18 protein-coding genes are annotated in these 14940 nt (G+C 62.7%); 13 read left to right on the forward strand and 5 right to left on the reverse strand.

All coding sequences use genetic code 11. The features are described from left to right. The first annotated feature begins 20 nt into the window (after positions 1 to 20). The 7 genes from DEIDE_RS05585 (at position 21) to serA (ending at position 5484) form a co-directional block, all read left to right on the forward strand. Positions 21 to 386, forward strand: coding sequence for a hypothetical protein (locus DEIDE_RS05585; RefSeq protein ID WP_012692977.1), 366 nt, complete (start codon positions 21 to 23; stop codon positions 384 to 386). Positions 387 to 465: 79 nt separating this feature from the next. Beyond that, complete coding sequence (locus DEIDE_RS05590) at positions 466 to 732, forward strand: DUF1844 domain-containing protein (protein WP_041227130.1); 267 nt, start codon at positions 466 to 468, stop codon at positions 730 to 732. Between the two features lies 1 nt (position 733). Continuing rightward, positions 734 to 1174, forward strand: a complete 441-nt coding sequence (gene dtd / locus DEIDE_RS05595) for a D-aminoacyl-tRNA deacylase (protein WP_012692979.1) — start codon at positions 734 to 736, stop codon at positions 1172 to 1174. A 40-nt stretch (positions 1175 to 1214) separates the two neighbouring features. Next, positions 1215 to 2348 carry a M23 family metallopeptidase gene (locus tag DEIDE_RS05600; RefSeq protein WP_012692980.1) on the forward strand — a complete coding sequence of 378 codons (1134 nt, stop codon included), beginning with the start codon at positions 1215 to 1217 and terminating at the stop codon, positions 2346 to 2348. 352 nt (positions 2349 to 2700) lie between these two features. Continuing rightward, the gene (locus DEIDE_RS05605; RefSeq protein ID WP_012692981.1) at positions 2701 to 3120 is read left to right on the forward strand and encodes a PaaI family thioesterase; all 420 of its coding nucleotides are present in this window, start codon (positions 2701 to 2703) and stop codon (positions 3118 to 3120) included. Positions 3121 to 3125: 5 nt separating this feature from the next. Beyond that, positions 3126 to 3746, forward strand: coding sequence for a leucyl/phenylalanyl-tRNA--protein transferase (gene aat / locus DEIDE_RS05610; RefSeq protein ID WP_012692982.1), 621 nt, complete (start codon positions 3126 to 3128; stop codon positions 3744 to 3746). Positions 3747 to 3849: 103 nt separating this feature from the next. After that, positions 3850 to 5484: a phosphoglycerate dehydrogenase gene (gene serA, locus DEIDE_RS05615; protein WP_012692983.1), complete on the forward strand. Its 1635-nt coding sequence runs from the start codon at positions 3850 to 3852 to the stop codon at positions 5482 to 5484. A gap of 256 nt (positions 5485 to 5740) precedes the next feature. On the opposite strand, the gene DEIDE_RS05620 is transcribed toward serA, so the two are convergent. After that, the gene (locus DEIDE_RS05620; RefSeq protein WP_242402962.1) at positions 5741 to 6340 is read right to left on the reverse strand and encodes an HAD family hydrolase; all 600 of its coding nucleotides are present in this window, start codon (positions 6338 to 6340) and stop codon (positions 5741 to 5743) included. A gap of 118 nt (positions 6341 to 6458) precedes the next feature. Between DEIDE_RS05620 and DEIDE_RS05625 the strand changes: the two genes are divergently transcribed. Together DEIDE_RS05625 and DEIDE_RS05630 are read left to right on the forward strand one after the other, a co-directional pair. Further along, positions 6459 to 6875 (forward strand): DUF3995 domain-containing protein, encoded by a 417-nt coding sequence (locus DEIDE_RS05625; protein ID WP_012692985.1) that lies wholly within the window; start codon positions 6459 to 6461, stop codon positions 6873 to 6875. A gap of 4 nt (positions 6876 to 6879) precedes the next feature. Continuing rightward, the gene (locus DEIDE_RS05630) at positions 6880 to 7437 is read left to right on the forward strand and encodes a TetR/AcrR family transcriptional regulator (protein ID WP_012692986.1); all 558 of its coding nucleotides are present in this window, start codon (positions 6880 to 6882) and stop codon (positions 7435 to 7437) included. A gap of 4 nt (positions 7438 to 7441) precedes the next feature. On the opposite strand, the gene DEIDE_RS05635 is transcribed toward DEIDE_RS05630, so the two are convergent. Beyond that, positions 7442 to 8782 (reverse strand): FAD-dependent oxidoreductase, encoded by a 1341-nt coding sequence (locus DEIDE_RS05635; RefSeq protein WP_012692987.1) that lies wholly within the window; start codon positions 8780 to 8782, stop codon positions 7442 to 7444. A gap of 493 nt (positions 8783 to 9275) precedes the next feature. Between DEIDE_RS05635 and DEIDE_RS05640 the strand changes: the two genes are divergently transcribed. Continuing rightward, entirely contained in the window at positions 9276 to 10445 is a 1170-nt protein-coding gene (locus DEIDE_RS05640) for an aminotransferase class V-fold PLP-dependent enzyme (protein WP_012692988.1), read from the forward strand. 198 nt (positions 10446 to 10643) lie between these two features. Then, a complete protein-coding gene (locus DEIDE_RS05645) occupies positions 10644 to 11000 on the forward strand; it encodes a hypothetical protein (RefSeq protein WP_162485402.1) in 357 nt (118 codons plus the stop codon). A 107-nt stretch (positions 11001 to 11107) separates the two neighbouring features. Here the strand turns inward: DEIDE_RS05645 and DEIDE_RS05650 are convergent, their stop codons facing one another. Further along, entirely contained in the window at positions 11108 to 11731 is a 624-nt protein-coding gene (locus DEIDE_RS05650) for a CBS and ACT domain-containing protein (protein WP_012692989.1), read from the reverse strand. 118 nt (positions 11732 to 11849) lie between these two features. Between DEIDE_RS05650 and DEIDE_RS05655 the strand changes: the two genes are divergently transcribed. Both DEIDE_RS05655 and DEIDE_RS05660 read left to right on the forward strand, forming a co-directional pair. Next, on the forward strand, positions 11850 to 12338 hold the full coding sequence (locus tag DEIDE_RS05655; protein WP_041227133.1) for an OmpH/Skp family outer membrane protein: 489 nt from the start codon (positions 11850 to 11852) through the stop codon (positions 12336 to 12338). 79 nt (positions 12339 to 12417) lie between these two features. Beyond that, positions 12418 to 12891, forward strand: coding sequence for an OmpH/Skp family outer membrane protein (locus DEIDE_RS05660; RefSeq protein ID WP_012692991.1), 474 nt, complete (start codon positions 12418 to 12420; stop codon positions 12889 to 12891). Between the two features lie 183 nt (positions 12892 to 13074). On the opposite strand, the gene DEIDE_RS05665 is transcribed toward DEIDE_RS05660, so the two are convergent. Beyond that, complete coding sequence (locus DEIDE_RS05665; RefSeq protein ID WP_012692992.1) at positions 13075 to 13569, reverse strand: pyridoxamine 5'-phosphate oxidase family protein; 495 nt, start codon at positions 13567 to 13569, stop codon at positions 13075 to 13077. Positions 13570 to 13668: 99 nt separating this feature from the next. Further along, positions 13669 to 14934, reverse strand: coding sequence for an MFS transporter (locus tag DEIDE_RS05670; protein WP_012692993.1), 1266 nt, complete (start codon positions 14932 to 14934; stop codon positions 13669 to 13671). Positions 14935 to 14940 lie beyond the last annotated feature (6 nt).

The following is a 14940-nucleotide window of genomic DNA, read 5'->3' on the forward strand; positions in this document are numbered from 1 at the left end:
GGTGCCCAGCAGGAGGATGCATGAAGGAACCCATGACCACTGACCAGTTGCTGCAAGGTCTCAAGCACTACCGCCGCATTGCCCGTCAGGACATGTTGCGTGCTGGTGAAACGCCGCATCCGGAGGCTTTTTTGCAGCACGCGGAAAGTCGCCGTGAAATCTATGCGGCCCTGGGCACCTATGCGGAGCAGCACGCCAGTGACGAGGTCATTGAACATGCGCTGGAGCTGTACCGGCAACTCCCCTTCGTGACCGGGACGCCGGAGCATGAGCACGCCGACCTCAAGGGACGCGAAAATGCGCTGGAGAACTTTTTCCTGCTGGTAGGTCTTGATCCCAAGGCTCGCCGCGAGGCCCGCAGCAAACGCCCCAAGCTGACGTCCTGAGGGCGCGGCATCACGTCTTTGCGGGTGCTTGCTGCGGCGTCAAAGCAGGAGGCCACAGCAGGGCACTAGACTGCCCGGTATGGCTCATCCCGAATTTGTTGGACTGGTCAACTCCTTGCAGGCTACCGCTGAGGCGGCCCTGGGTGACCTGAACGCCGCCTCAGCGAGCGCCGCACGAGACGGACTGCTGGCCGAAAACCGAGCGCGTCAGACGGCCGAGCGCAGCCTGAAACTTCTCACCATGCTGGCGGAAAAAACCCGTGGAAACCTTGATTTCACTGAAGCTGACCTGCTGACCCAGGCGATTGGCAGCCTGCGCGAACGACTCAGCGCCAGCGGTAACTGAGGTGCGGGCGGTACTGCAGCGGGTCACCCGCGCCACATGCACGGTCGAGGGGACAATCACAGGTCAGACAGGCCCGGGGCTGCTGATACTGCTGGGGGTGGCTCCCACGGACACACCTGAGGTTGCCTGTGCACTGGCTGGCAAGACTGCAAAGTTGCGAATCTTCAATGACGAAGCGGGCAAGATGAACCGCAGCGTACTGGACATCGGTGGCGGGGTCCTCAGTATCAGTCAGTTCACGTTGTATGCCGATACGCGCAGCGGAAACAGACCAAGCTTTATTGCCGCGGCTCCGCCTGATCGGGCCCGGGAGTTGTACGGGGCGTTCAATGAGGCCCTGCGTGCACAGGGCCTTGAGGTCAGCGAGGGGGTCTTCGGGGCACATATGGTTCTGGACCTGACCAATGACGGTCCGGTCACGATCACGCTGGACGTGCCCTGAAACGCGTCTTCTCACCTCGTCTCTCGCTATTCTGGCGGGCATGAAGCTCTCCGGACTGTTGCTGGTTGCCGCGCTGACGATGGGTGTGGCCGGCGCCTACACCGTTAAGCCCGGCGATACGTTGTATTCCATTGCACGCGCACATGGCACCACGGTCGCGGAACTGACCCGTCTGAACAGCCTGAGTGGCACGGAAATCAGTGTCGGGCAGGAACTCCGGGTACCGGGGCAGCCAGCGCCCTCTGCGCGGCCTGCTCCGTCTCCTGGCGCGGCACCTTCCAGCCCGAAACCGGCAGCGGCACAGCCCAGTCTGCCCAGGTCCCTGCCCGCAGACCAGCTGGCTCCCACTCCGGCGACGGCCCGTATTGCCGGGGTCAACATCCGCGTGCCGCAGAGCCTGCGCATGGGAGAAGCCTTTACGGTCCGTCTCAGTGGAACCCGGGCGGCCCAGGCCACCGTGCGTTTTCCCAGTGAGATCGGGGAAGACGTCAGGGAGCCTGCCGAGGTCCTGCGCCCTATCGGTGCGGCAGGAGAGTACCTGGTCCTGGGCCGCGTGGTGCTGGGCAAGACCACCCCTTTGGTCTACGAGGTGAGCCTGAACGGTGAGCTGATCCGTGGCCGTATTCCGGTCGTGGGACTTGATCAGCCGATCCAGCACCTGAACCTGCCTCCCAAGATCAGCGGCGTGCTGCAGGACCCCAGACGGGCAGCCGAAGACGCAGCGGTCGAGAAAGTCTACGCGCGCCGCACGCCGCAGCTCTGGTCGCGTCCGTTTGCGCCTGCGCTGGCAGGAATCAGACCCAGCAGCAGCAGCTTTGCCCAGCCCCGCACCTATGTGGCGGGTGGGCAGGTGGCTTATCACTTCGGCACGGACTACCCGGCGCGAGCTGGAACGCCTGTGCTTGCCGTAAACGACGGCACCGTAGTGCTGGCGGGGAATTATCCGGTAAGAGGCGGTCTGGTTGCGATTGACCACGGTGCAGGGGTAACCAGCCTGTACTTCCACCAGTCCCGGGTGGTCGTCAAGCCGGGACAGCAGGTGACGCGCGGGCAGAAAATTGGCGAAGTGGGCAGCACCGGCCTCAGCGGCGGACCCCACCTGCACCTGGAACTTCGGGTGCGTGGCGAGGGCACCAATCCTGCTGGCTGGATAAACCGCATCTGGCCCCAATAAAAGAGAAGCTGACTGTTGCTGAACACAAAATGGAGCCACCGGGGGTTTTCTCGTCGGTGGCTTTATGTGTTGAAACGCGTAAGACTCACCTGGGCACCTGGAACAGCAGAGTGTCAGAACGGCCACCTAACTGCTAAATGGAGGTCTGCGCCTGATTGTTGCAGGCGGTGCACGGCGTCTGATCGGCTCTCTGCCGTGTCCGATGACGCACTGGGTGGGGACCCGCATCTGCTCAAGCCAGGCTTTAGCCGCAGGGGGTAACAGTGCTGCACGGCTTTCCGCGTGCTCGGGGATAGATTCGCCGGGTGGCGGAATCGCGGCAGCCACCACGTCCGCTGATAGGCTGGGCAGCATGTCTGAGCTGCTCTCCCTGGAGACCCTGAACGCGCTGGGCGACGGCCATTTGCCTGGCCTGATCGGAATTCGTTTTACACATGCGCAGAAGGGTCTGCTGCGCTCCAGGCTAGAGGTGCGGCCCGAACTGCTGGCGCCAAACGGGTTTCTGCATGCGGCGAGTGTGATTGCTCTGGCCGATACCACCTGCGGCTACGGCACCCGCATGATGCTCCCCGAGGGTGCAGCTGGATTTACGACTATCGAACTCAAAAGCAACCACCTGGGCACGGCCCGCGAAGGCGTGATTACCTGTGAGGCCCATGTGGTTCACAGCGGACGGACCACCCAGGTCTGGGACGCCGAGGTGCGGGCGCCTACCGGCAAGGTGATGGCCCTGTTCCGCTGCACCCAGGCCGTTCTGTACCCACAAGGGTAGGGCACGTGCCGGGCGCTGAGACCTTCCTGCACCACGCCGACCCCCTGACCCGCGAAATTGCCCGGGGGTACGCAAGTGGTGCGTTCCTGATGGACAACGGTGACGGCCTGCAATGGTATGCGGTAGGTGGCCGGGCCGTGGTGCCGCTGACTGAAGCACAGGGCCTGCATGTCTCGCGGCGGCTGCGGCGTGAACTGGCACGTTTCGAGGTCCGCCGCGATACGGCTTTTGACGAGGTCATCGCGGGCTGCCGGGGCGAGCTCAGTGGTTCGCCCCCCCGGGATGGCCAGTGGATCAGCGACGAGTTGACCGTGATCTACCGTCAGCTGCACGCCACCGGTCTGGCCCATTCCTTTGAGGTCTGGCGCGATGGCGTTCTGGCTGGCGGGGTGCTGGGCCTGGCGCTGGGCGGCGCCTTTATTGCCGAAAGCAAATTCCACCGTGTCTCGAATGCAAGCAAGGTCGCCCTGGTCCAGCTGGCCGCTCACCTGCATGCCCGGGGCTTTACGCTGCTGGACGCCCAGATTCAGAATCCGCATCTGGAAACACTGGGCGTTTTCGAGATTGACGATGCAGACTACGCCCGGAGACTTGAAGTAGCGCTGAAGCAGAACGTGGCCTTCTGAAACGCTGGTGCTGAGGTGGCGCAGGACGTCTCCCGGCTGCTGAATGGAGAGTTCTCCTAGCCAATTGTTGCTGCGCCCCCGCTCACACGCTTACCCTGACCGCATGACTGCCGCTGCCCCCGCACCTCTGGACTCCGATCCGGCCAACCGGGCGCCCCTGCGCGTCCTGATCTGCGACGAAATGAACCCCGGCGACCTTGACTACGACGGGTTTCAGATTGACTATCAGGGCAACATGGACCGCGCCGAGACCCTGCGGCGCCTGCCTGAATACGACGCGCTGATTACCCGCAGCCGCACCAAGGTGGACCGCGAACTGATTGATGCCGCTGGTCCAAGGCTCAAGGTGATCGGGCGCGGCGGTGTGGGCGTAGACAACATTGACCTGGAATACGCCAGCCTGCGCGGCCTGCTGGTGCTCAACGCACCGGAAAGCAACAATGTTTCGGCCGCCGAACTGGCCGTGATGCACCTGATGGCCTCGGCCCGCGGCCTGACCCGCAGCGACCGTAAAACCCGTGCCGGTGAGTGGGACCGTAAATACCTGGGCATGGAACTCAAGGACAAGACCCTGGGTATCGTGGGCCTGGGCCGCATTGGCAGCATCGTGGCTGACCGCGCGCAGGGACTGCGTATGAACGTGGTGGCCTTTGACCCCTACGTCCCGGAAAACAAATTCGAGCGCCTGGGCGTGGAGCGCGCCGAAACCCTTGAGGACCTGCTGGCCCGCGTGGACGCCGTGACGGTTCATACCCCTCTGACCGAGGAGACCACCGGCATGATCGGTGCCCGCGAACTGGCGCTGCTGCGGCCCGGGGGCATCGTGGTCAACGCGGCGCGTGGGGGCATTGTCGATGAGCAGGCTCTGGTGGACGCCCTGAGCTCCGGGCATCTGTTCGCTGCCGGGGTGGACGTGTTTGTCGACGAGCCGCCCACGCCGGACCACATCTTCCTGAGCGCCCCGAACCTGGGGATCACGGCTCACCTTGGAGCCAACACCTACGAGGCCCAGGAACGTGTCGGCGCTGAGATCGTCTCGCGCGTGCTGGCCGCGCTGCAGGGTGACGTCAGCAAGGGCGCGGTGAATGCCCCGGCTCTGGACGCCAAGACCCTGGAGGCTCTGGGCGGCTACCTGCAACTAGGAGAGAAGCTTGGCCGCATTCTGGCTCAGCTGCTGCCCGGTGCTCAGGACGTCGAGGTCACCTTCCGCGGCGAATTTCCAGCGGACCCGGCGCCGGTGGTCACCGCCGCGCTGGTCGGCTATCTGTCCGGCAGCACCGAGGACACGCCCAACATGATCAATGCCCGTGCCCTCGCCCGTGAACGTGGACTGAATCTCGCGGTGCGCCAGGAGCAGGACAGCCCCGACTATCAGACCGAAGTCATCGTGACGGTGCGTACCGGGGAGGGCGATCAGAAGCAGCGCGCCCGCACGATCGGAGGCACGGTGTTCGGACGGAGCCCTCGCCTGACCCGCCTGCGCGATTACCGCGTGGAGCTGGAACCCGAAGGCTACATCCTCATCGCCAGCAACGAGGACAAGCCCGGCGCCGTGGCCAAGCTCAGCAACCTGCTGGGAACCTGGGGCGTCAACATTGCCGGGATGGCTCTGGGACGGGCCGCGAAGGGTGGGCAGGCCCTCTTTACCCTGACCCTTGACGATGGGCTCAGCGCCGAGCAGCTGCAGGCCATTCGCAACCTGGACGTCATTGACAGCGCGTACCTCGTGCGCGTCTGAGACAGGTCCTGGGTCCATCCCTTGAGCTGTGAGGGCTGGGTCCCGGAAAAACTCAGCTTTTGGGGATGCTGTGGCTGGCGTTGCTGGCGGCTCCTGTTATGGCGATGAAGCTCAAGCTCAGGCCATGGGTGGTCGACTGCCGAAGGGGCACTGACCGTTTACCGGTGCAGGTCAGCTTTAATAGTCCATGCCCGGAACAGAATGCGTGTGCTTGGCTCGTAATGCGCTGCCTAACGAGGTTTTTCCCTGCTGGTCATCAGTCATGCAGCGCATTCGCATTACGCGGAATCGTGGATCGCCAGTGTCGTTTCTCCAACTGGCGTAGGTCAGGCTCGTGAACGATGGCTGTCAGGTATGCAGCCAGAGCCCGGAGCTCGTCATCTTCCTGATCGCCGGTCCACATGCCTACGCGAACCAGATGACCAGAACCGCACAGGTCATTCGATGCCAGGTCGTCCACGACAAGGATCCAGTGTGCGGGATACCGGGCACAGACCCACCTGGCCCTGAACTTCCTGGCCGGTTTCCTCAACTCGCCCTCGCCCTCTTCGGTTCGGCGCCAGGTGCACCGATCACGGTGCCACAGGAAAAAGGCGCGCCCGGCAAGGTCAAACTGCGTTTCGAAAGCAATGACCCTGAGCCCGGCCCTCATCCAGTCCTCGCTGGCGGCAGTCCAGACCGCAAGGTCGTAATGGTCGGCTACGGCTTCTAGAAACGACTCGAGATACGGGCGAACCAGAAAGCGGTGCCCCTCAGACACCGGCGGGTCGGGAATCCCGTGCCAGAGGGTTTCGTCCAGGTCAAGAACGAGTAGCGGACGATACGCTGGCAGGTTCTCCAGGGCTGATCCTGACACAGGCACCTGGCTGAAGTGCTGCGTGTCTGTGAATTGAAATCCGCTGCTCAGCAGGTACTTTTTGGCTACCCGGTCAAATCTTCTTGCTTTCGCTTTAAACCATACCATACTGTCTGGTATGGAAATCTTGATTTGGCCCGTAGTTGTTGTGATGCTTATGGTTGCGGGGCTACATGTGGCGTGGGGTGTGGGCGTAACGTGGCCGGGACGCGACGCTCGGGACCTCGCTCAGAAAGTGGTCGGTGGATCAGAAGGCGACCCGATGCCGTCGCCGCTCGCTTGTTATGCGGTTGCCGGCGCTCTGCTGGTTGCGGCTGCAGCCCTGGTTCTGACCTTATTTCCCCATGGCTTTCAGCCGCCGCTGCGGCTTCTAGGTTTCGTGACCGCTGGCGTTTTTCTGCTTCGTGGGGCACTGGGCTATGTCCTGCCACGCCTGGCAGACACCGGGCAGGACTTTTACAGGCTCAACCGCGTGCTGTACTCGCCTCTGTGCCTGGCGCTCGGAGGCATGACCCTGCTGGCGCTGCTGGGTTAAGCCTGTGCGGCGTAAACGTGGCGATTGGCTGGCAGCGGGCTTTGACCTTCTGCGCGAGGAAGGCGAGCAGGCCCTAACGCTGGAGAGGTTGTGCGGGCACATGGCTCTGACCCGGGGATCCTTTTACCACCACTTCAAAGGAATGCCCGAGTACCGGCAGGCCCTGCTGGACGCCTGGAAGGACAGCCTGACGGAACAGGTGATTGCTCAGGTCCCTGTCAGCGTTTCGGGTCTGGAGGCGCTGTCTGTGCTGGATCAGGCTGTCACAGCCCTCGATCACCGCCTGGATCTGGCTTTCCGGGCGTGGTCGCTGCGTGATCCGGCGGTCAGGGAAGCAATGAGTGAGGTGGACGCACGGCGGATCAGCGCCCTGACCCTCTGGCATGAGCAGGCGGGGCACCCCCGCGCCGGGAACCTGGCTCAGCTGGAATACGCCACCTTTCTGGGTGCTCAGGCCCTTGGCCGGGTAAGCGACGAGGGCCACCTGCACAGCATCCACGCTTTGGCCATGTCGGCGCTCATTCGGGAGCTGATCCGGACGGAAAAGCCGGACGCAGGCTGACCTGTCAGAGCTCGCGGCTCAGCCGGTCAGCCGCAACCAGCAGGACATCCCACACTCCACTGTACGGCGGAGCGTAGGCGAGGTCGGACTCGAACAGATCCTGCACGCTGGCACGGCGATGCAGCAGTGCGGCCACCACATCCACCCGCTTGACGCTGTCTCCACATCCCACCAGCTGGGCACCCAGCAGACGTCCGCTGCCCCGTTCGCCGGTCAGACGCACGAAAATGGGCTGGGCGTCCCGGTAATACCCGGCATGGTCGGTGCTTTTTACGTCCACACTGACGGCATTCAGGCCCAAAGTATCGGCGTCCGTCTGTGTCAGGCCTGTGCGGGCGGCCCCCAGTTCGAACACCTTGAAGATTCCGGTGCCGGCAACCCCTGGAAACCGGGCGTCACCTCCCGCCATGTTGACCCCTGCAACCCGTCCCATGCGGTTGGCACTCAAGGCCAGCGGGATATGCACCTTACGGCGGGTCACGCGGTGGATGCATTCCGTGTTGTCCCCAGCGCTGTAGATGCCTGGTACGTTGGTTTCCTGGCGGGCATTGACCGCGACTGCGCCACTTTTTCCCAACCTGACACCAGCGGCCCGGGCCAGTTCAGTGCGGGGCTGGATCCCTACGGCCACGATAACCAGATCAGCCCGGACCAGTCCGTCCTCAGTCTGTACCCCGGTCACACGCCCATCCCGTCCGGTCAGGCTGACCACACCGGTATTGCACCGGACGTCTACGTCATGCTGCTCCAGCTCAGCCCGGACCAGGCGCTGGTACTCGGGGTCCAGCATGCGACCGGCAACTTCTGGCGCTTTTTCCAGCAGCACCACGCTCAGACCACGCGCGCGCAGGGCATCGGCCATCTCTATGCCTATGTAGCCAGCCCCGACAACGCAGGCCCGCCGTGCGCCCTTCAGGGAAGCTTCAATGGCCTGACCATCCGGAATCTCGCGCAGAAAATGCACGCCGCTCAGGTCGGTCTGAGCCCAGTCGGGCCGCAGCGCCGAAACGCCTGTTGCCAGGAGCAGCCGGTCATACGGTTCGGTCAGCGTCTGCCCTGAAACGCGGTCCTGCACCGTGATGGTCGCGGCTGTGGAGTCAACTCCGGTGACCTCGTGCCCCAGACGCACGCCAATGCCCCGGGCACGCATCTGGGCAGGGGTGCGCGCAACCAGCGCGTCAAAGTCCTTTACGTCCCCACCGAGCACGTAGGGGAGACCACATGCCCCGTAACTGATCCAGTCTCCCCGCTCGAACACCACGATCTGGGCCTCTGGATCCTGACGCCGCGCGCGGCTGGCCGCTGACATACCCGCCGCCACACCTCCCACAATCACAATCCGCATCCTGTTCAGGCTAGTGCGGCTGTGCGGGCTCCTGCCTTTACGGTTTCCATGGTGGACGACAGGGAGGTGTGAGCAGACCGGCTCCGCTGAACTGTCCCATTCATGCACCTTCCTAGCCATGTGCTCAAGGCGGGGCGTGCGCTGGCCGCCGGAGGCATTGGTGGCGGATACAAGACGTTCGGCACACAGTGCCGGGCAAGCGTGGAGGGGCATGCGGTCTGTTTGTCGTGCTCCCCGCCGTAAAACCAGCGGAGCTATGACAACAGCTTCCAGACCTTTGCGGTTTTTTCCGTTGGCGCGTCAGGCAACCATACAGACTGTCCCCGGGTCATGGAACACTGGTGCCGCCCGCAGATGTGCCTTCAATCCTCCTCAGGACGACGCGCTGGCGCGGCCTTCTGGCGGGTTGAAGCTGGTCGTGCCCAGGCATGGGGCGTCCCTGGTGGGTAGGCAGCCCTTACCGTTTGAATGTGCGGGCTCTTACGATAGTGGCATGACAGGTCAAGACCGCCCGCTGGCCGACTACACGCCTCTCAACCGTGAGCGCCTGATCGCTCCCGGGCCAGTCGAGGTCGATCCTCGCGTGCTGCTGGAACTTGCGCAGCCGCAGATGCATCACCGTGCACAGGCTGGCATCGACAAACTGATGGAAGCCCGCGCCAAACTGACGCGGTTGCTGGGTGACCCCTATGACGCCGTGATTACCACCAGCAGTGGCACCGGCGCCTTTGAGGGCGCGCTGGTCAGCACCACCCCCAGCGGCGCCCGGGTGGTCAACGCGCAGGCTGGAAAATTCAGTGAACGCTGGGGCGAGATGGCCCGGCGGTTCGGCTACGACACCCAGATTGTGGCCAAACCCTGGGGTGAGATGCTTGACCCCGACGAGATCGCGTCAGCCACAAAGGACGCACATACGCTCTGTATTACCCACAGTGAAACCAGCACTGGCGCACTGCATGATCTGCAGGCCATCGCCAGCGCGGCCAGGGCAGGGAACCCGGATCTGATCATCATTGCCGACTGCATCACCAGCTACGGCGTCGCTGAACTGCGCCCAGCTGAATGGGGAGTGGACGTGATCGTCTCCGGCAGCCAGAAGGGCACGGCGACCCCGCCAGGGCTGGGGTTCGTGCTGTTCAGCCCACAGGTTCAGGAGCGGCTTATTCGTGATACGCCCCACGGGTTTTACCTGGATATGACGCGTGAACTGGCTGGTCAGAAGGCTGGAAGCACTCCCCAGACTCCAGCCATCAATCTGTTGTATGCGCTGAGCACCGCACTCGACCGCCTGATCAGCGTGCCGCTGGAAGTCCTGTGGGCCGAGCAGGCCCGCAAGACGCAGGCACTGATCGCGGCAGGAACCGCACTGGGAGCTCCAGCGTGGGCCGCGCGTCCCAGCCCGGCGGTAGCGGTCCTGACCCCACCTGCGGGGCTGACTGGCCGGCAGGTGGCGGGGCGGCTCGCCCAGATGGGCCAGCGTGCCCTGCCGGGTCAGGCACCTCATGAAGACACGGTATTCCGCGTCAGCACCATGGGGTACGCCGACCGGTATGACGCCCTGGCAATTGCCGGCATTCTGGAAGACTGCTTCTCGGATCTTGGTGCGCCGGTCGCCCGGGGAGAGGCTGTTCAGGCCGCCTGGAGAGCTCTGAGCGCGTCATAAGCTGCCTGTGGACATTCCCCACACGGGTCCCACCTGCTCCGCGTAAACGGGCCTTCCTGCCTCACAGACGGGTACAGGGGGCCGGGAGAATGCCACACATGAAACATCTTGTCTTTCCGGCCGCAGCCCATGCCGGAGCTTTCATAGCCGAGCTTCGCAGCCGGGGGGGTGATTCATCCAGAGGTAGGCCAGACCTCCTTGCACTGCCGCAGTGAACTGGAGGGCAGCAGAATCGACACCGGAGTCCAGGACCAGGGTGTGACCATGGAACTCGTGGAGCGCGGTGGGGACGTGGGCGACATCACTGGCGGCGCGCTGAAAGGGGGAGTCATCGGGACGGTGGCAGGGCTTGCAGCAGGCGCTGTTGTGGCTGCCAGCGGCGGTCTTGCCGCTATACCCGTGCTCCTGGGCCTGGGTATCGGCGCCGCAGCCGGCGCAGTTCACGGTGACGGCAGGCAGAATCCCATCAAAGGCCGGATGGAAGGTTGTTACAGCCTTGACGATCGCCGCTATGACCGCATTAATCCGAGGTTGGGCTGGAGAGCCGTGTCGTGACCGTGGAAGATGAGGTGCCAGCCGCAGCGGTGGACGCTACGTCTCAGCCGTGACAGCAGGCAAAAGCGCCACGGAGTCGGCCGACTCCGTGGCGCTTTTTGCAACAATTAGTCGAGAACTGTGATGCCTGCGTCGCGCAGACGCCGCCGGGCGTCCCGTATGCCCTCGCCGTTGACCCTCATGACAAAGCGGCGGTACCCGTTTCTTCCACCGTAGGTTGCGACGCTGATGATGTTGCTGGGCAAGATGGCCTGAGTGGCCCGCTCCAGGCTGCCCGGCACGTCAGGCATATCCAGGGTCAGCCGCTGGCCGCCCTCGCGCATGCCGAGAATCCCTGTAAATGCGCGCAGCACATCCATGGTCGTGATGATTCCACTCAGGCGCCCGGAATCGCTGAGGACCGGCAGCCCGCCTACATGGTGCTCCTGCATGCGCAGCGCAGCGTCTTCCATGTATTCGCCCTCGGCGGCGGTAATCACCGGGCGGGCCATCATTTCAGACACGGTGAGTTTGCTCAGCAGGTAATTCAGTTCCCAGACACTCAGGGTGGTGGCCTTACTGGGCATGGCGTCTTTCAGATCCTTCCGGGTGGTGATACCAACCAGCTGAGAGCCCTCCACGACCGGCAGGCGGCGAAAATTGCCTTCCTTAAGTATCTTCAGGGCATCCATTACAGGAGTGTCGGGTGTGACACTGACGGGGTCAGCCGTCATCCAGTCGCGAACCAGCATGCTGCGAGTCTAAAGCAAAATGTGCCGGATCCTTGCCTGATTCTCAGCTGATGGCCGATGTGAAGTCGCTGTGTCCTGCTTCATTCGGCTCAGAAAGGCTCATGATACGGTGACCGTCATGAAGATGAACGCGAAAGTCCTTGCTCCCCTTGCTGTTGTTGCCGCTTTTGGGCTGGGCACCGTTTCCCCCAGTGCTCAGACTCCTGCTCAGAAAATTGGATTTGTTGATGTGGCCAAGCTGATTTCCAGCCACTCCGGCAACAAGGACATTGAGGACATCCAGAAGAAAGCCGATGCTGAACTGGGTGAACTCGACAAGCAGATCAAGGCCATCGACGCCAAGGGCAGTGCTGCCACGCCCGCCGACAAGGACAAGCGCACCCAGCTGATCTCGACCATTCAGGCCAAGGCCAAGGCCTACGACACCCAGCTGCAGCCCAAGGTTTCCGTCGTCGAGAAGGCTGTTGACACCGCCATCGGCACCGCTGCCAAGAGCAACGGCTTCAGCATCGTGATGGACCGCAACGTTGCGGCCCGCAGCGGCCTGGTCGTCTACGCCGATGACAGCACGGATCTCACCGCCGCAGCAGCCAAGGCTGTCAAGTAAGCCCCACCCTTTTTCTGGTGGCCTGCCCCGCTGCATCACGCGGGGCAGTTGCCATCTGTTCGCGTTTCCGGAGGTCCGTATGAACCGAATTCTGATCCTCCTTCCGCTGGCCCTGCTGGCCACGGTTCCCAATGCTCAGCAGTCCAAGAGCCGCGTTGCATTCGTCAATGTTCAGGCTGCTGTCAAGGCGATGCCTGGCAGCGCCACGTACCTGCAACTGGTCGCCAAGACCGACGCTGATCTGAAGGCCAAGCAGAAGAACATTCAGGCCCTGGCCACCAAAGCGTCGGCCAGCAATACGGCAGCAAACCGGCAGGCCCTCAATACGGCCCAGCAGGCGTATACCAAGACCCAGACCCAGTATGCCCAGCGGGTTGCTGAAGCGTTCAAGCCCCTGGCCAGCAAGCTGAACACCACGATTGCCAAGGTGGCGAAGGCCAACGGTTACAGTGTGGTGCTTGATCAGCGTGTGGCGGCCCAGACAAATCTTGTGGTCTATGCCAACGACAGCGCAACGAACCTGACCAACGCGGTGATCAAAGCGTTGAAGTAAGTGCCCTTGAGAATCGGCCCCAGCCTTTTTCGGCTGGGGCTGATGTGTTTGTTGTGATGGCAACAGTCGAGCGTGGCCGGGAAAATCTCCATTCTGAACGGCGCACGAGGGGCTTGCAGAAGGAGCTGCAACAGACAACTTCGTAGATGTCTCCCACAGCTCCTCCCTCAGATTGTCCTGAGCTTACAGCGCAATAGTTTCGTTTTTGCCTGTCGGGTTGGTCTTGCCAGTGACAGCGCTCCTGGCCATCTTGAACAGCGTCTGGAGCTTGCCGTCACTTTCCCAGTATTCAGCGCCGTGGGCATGAATCTTGATCAGCTGAATGTCCGGATCTTCCTTACCTCCGGCAAAGAAGGCCTTGTAGAAGTCGCTCCACAGCTCATCAAGTTTGGCGCGGTCCTCGACCAGTTCTGCCGTGCCGTTGATGCTGACGTACACGCCTTTATTGGGCTCGGAGTAGCTGACATTGACCTGTGGCCGGGCACGCATATGGCTCACCTGATGGCTTGACCGGCTTCCAATAAACCAGACGTCCCCGTCGAACTCAGTCTGCTGGGTCGTCATGGGGTGGGCGTGGAGGTGGCCCTCTTCGTTGATGACCGTCAGCATCGCGAATTTGACGTCACTGATAATGCCAGCAATCTTTTTGATGGCGTCTTCTCGGCTCGTTCCACTCATGATGTCCAGCGTTTCATGCCTTACCCCCCGGCTTTTGGATACTGCCGCACCGTGTAAAGATTGCAATCAGATTGGATGAGCCTTGCACCCACAGGCACCCTAACGGTGTACGTGGCGTGTTTCAGGCACTTTGCGGACCAGCACGACCCCCAGGATAAAGAACAGAGCTGCCAGCCCGAAGACCAGCGTGTACCCCAGATTCTCTGCCTGAGCATTGCCCCAGTCCAGGAGTTTGCCCTGCGGTGCGCCCACGAACTGAGGCGCGACGAACGCCACATGCCAGATTCCCATATCGCGTGCGAAGCTGCGTCCACTGGGCATGGCGTCGCTGCCCAGCGCCCAGTCCACACTGGAAAAAGCTCCATAGCCCAACCCGAACACCAGAGCCAGCAACAGCGCGACATAGAAGCCCGGAGCCACCAGCAGCAGCAGCGCGGCGCCAGCCATCACACTGCCAGCCACGTAGATGACGGGTTTGCGGCCGACACGGTCACTGATGCGCCCGCCGACCAGAGCGCTCACGATACTGGCGACGATAATGCAGGCCAGCATGATGGAGCTGCTGGCCACCGGATTGGGCTGCCGGAGCACGTCCGCCGTGTAGTACTGGATAAATGGCTGCACCGAATATTGCCCCAGGGCGAACATCACCCGGGTCACGAAGACCCATAAAAAGGGCTGGTAGGCGAACAGTTCCTGCCACGACAGAACCGGGGCGTCGCTCTGGACTGGCGCAGGCTGATCTGCTTCGGGGACGCCGCGAATCGTGATCAGGGCAGCGCCCAGCAGTACCACGGCCATCAGAGCGAAAGCTGCCATTGCTGGCAGGCCCAGCGCGCCCAGTGCAAATCCGCTTGCTGCCCCCAGTAACTGCGCGATGGCCTGCAGCATGCCCATGACACCGCTGTAGCGTCCGCGCTGTTCCTGCGGCACCAGTTGCGGGATGAGGGCTGAATACGGCGCAGTCGCATAGTTGTTTCCGAACTGCACCAGCAGGTAGCCCAGAACGTAGATCCAGAAGCCGTGTCCACCCCCCAGGGTCGTCACGGCCAGGGCCATGACAGCCAGGCCAGCCAGATTGACCCCGACGCCCAGCTTCAGATAAGGCAGGCGGCGGCCGCTGCGGTCACTGTGGGCTCCGACCACAGGAGGCACCACCAGTGCGATGACTGCACCGATGGCCGTCAACAGGCCGAGGTAAGTGCCCTTCTGATCCTCACCTACAAATTTCACGATGTGGGCGGGCATCAGGAGGGTCAGCAGCATCAGCCAGTGAAAGGCTGTGCCAAACCAGAACGCCGACAGGACCCACGGACTCGCGAGTACTGTTCGCGCCTTGGGCGCCACAGGAGAGTGAGGGGTCATGTCATG

The sequence above is a fragment of the Deinococcus deserti VCD115 genome (assembly GCF_000020685.1).
Lineage (GTDB): Bacteria > Deinococcota > Deinococci > Deinococcales > Deinococcaceae > Deinococcus > Deinococcus deserti.

Coding starts and splice junctions, on each gene's coding strand:
- DEIDE_RS05665 (WP_012692992.1), bottom strand. CDS start 13,569: ATGAGTGGAACGAGCCGAGAAGACGCCATCAAAAAGATTGCTGGCATT.
- DEIDE_RS05660 (WP_012692991.1), top strand. CDS start 12,418: ATGAACCGAATTCTGATCCTCCTTCCGCTGGCCCTGCTGGCCACGGTT.
- DEIDE_RS05640 (WP_012692988.1), top strand. CDS start 9,276: ATGACAGGTCAAGACCGCCCGCTGGCCGACTACACGCCTCTCAACCGT.
- DEIDE_RS05590 (WP_041227130.1), top strand. CDS start 466: ATGGCTCATCCCGAATTTGTTGGACTGGTCAACTCCTTGCAGGCTACC.
- DEIDE_RS05605 (WP_012692981.1), top strand. CDS start 2,701: ATGTCTGAGCTGCTCTCCCTGGAGACCCTGAACGCGCTGGGCGACGGC.
- DEIDE_RS05600 (WP_012692980.1), top strand. CDS start 1,215: ATGAAGCTCTCCGGACTGTTGCTGGTTGCCGCGCTGACGATGGGTGTG.
- DEIDE_RS05650 (WP_012692989.1), bottom strand. CDS start 11,731: ATGCTGGTTCGCGACTGGATGACGGCTGACCCCGTCAGTGTCACACCC.
- serA (WP_012692983.1), top strand. CDS start 3,850: ATGACTGCCGCTGCCCCCGCACCTCTGGACTCCGATCCGGCCAACCGG.
- DEIDE_RS05625 (WP_012692985.1), top strand. CDS start 6,459: ATGGAAATCTTGATTTGGCCCGTAGTTGTTGTGATGCTTATGGTTGCG.
- DEIDE_RS05670 (WP_012692993.1), bottom strand. CDS start 14,934: ATGACCCCTCACTCTCCTGTGGCGCCCAAGGCGCGAACAGTACTCGCG.
- DEIDE_RS05655 (WP_041227133.1), top strand. CDS start 11,850: ATGAAGATGAACGCGAAAGTCCTTGCTCCCCTTGCTGTTGTTGCCGCT.
- DEIDE_RS05635 (WP_012692987.1), bottom strand. CDS start 8,782: ATGCGGATTGTGATTGTGGGAGGTGTGGCGGCGGGTATGTCAGCGGCC.
- DEIDE_RS05585 (WP_012692977.1), top strand. CDS start 21: ATGAAGGAACCCATGACCACTGACCAGTTGCTGCAAGGTCTCAAGCAC.